Annotated in this window: 2 protein-coding genes; both read right to left on the bottom strand. The window is 47.1% G+C overall.

The annotated features are described in order from the left end of the window. Window positions 1-556, bottom strand: a 556-nt coding sequence (gene fliR / locus R7044_RS24680) for a flagellar biosynthetic protein FliR (RefSeq protein ID WP_225455931.1), incomplete at its 3' end; no start/stop codon positions are given. Between the two features lie 8 nt (window positions 557-564). Next, complete coding sequence (gene fliQ, locus R7044_RS24685; RefSeq protein ID WP_005457784.1) at window positions 565-834, bottom strand: flagellar biosynthesis protein FliQ; 270 nt, start codon at window positions 832-834, stop codon at window positions 565-567. Window positions 835-864 lie beyond the last annotated feature (30 nt).

The following is an 864-nucleotide window of genomic DNA, read 5'->3' on the forward strand; positions in this document are numbered from 1 at the left end:
TCAGAGCGGTTTTGAACATAATGCCAAGCCAACCCGCCATATCACGAAAATCCACCGCGGTAAGCGTGCCCGACCCTATCGGTAGGGTTTTAAAGCTGAACACCACCAGTTGCAGCATTTTTAAGTGACCATCGGTTGCGAGGAAAAACATGGTGGTCAAGAACATGAATAATTGACCAAGCAATGGCGTGTTCTGACCATTGGCAGGATCGACCATCGACGCAAAACCCAAGCTCGATTGCATACCAAGGATTTGCCCGAGCAACACAAACGTTTGGATCATAAATTGCGTCACCATGCCCATCGCGACGCCAATGATCATCTGCTCTGCGATGGTCATAAAACCACGAAATGAGAGCAGTTGAATGTCTTGCGGAACAGCAGGAATAGCGGGCATCACGGCAAAAGTAATCGCAAGGCCGAGATACAAACGAATACGAGGAGAAACAAAGCGAGCGCCAGTAACGGTCATCACCATCAACATCGACGAGATACGAACGTACGGCCAAAAATAATTGGCTATCCAGTCTAAGATGATTTGAGTGGGATACTCCATACCAGCCTCTAGTACAGAACCTGAGGCAAGCGCTCAATCAAGCCGAAGAAATATTCCATCAGCATTTGGGTCATCCAGTGACCAAACAGCATCAAAGCTAACAAAGTCACGATCAAACGAGGTAAGAAGCTTAATGTCTGTTCGTTAATTGACGTCGCGGCTTGAAAAATCGCCACGACCAAACCGATGAGCAAACTAGGGATAATAATGGCACAGACCATGATCAACACCATCCACAGTGCCTCACGGAAAAGCTCGACAAACATTTCAGGAGTCATGTCTTACCTCTTTTCTCTGTGCCAACCTAA

It is taken from the genome of Vibrio sp. 1402 (assembly GCF_033340275.1).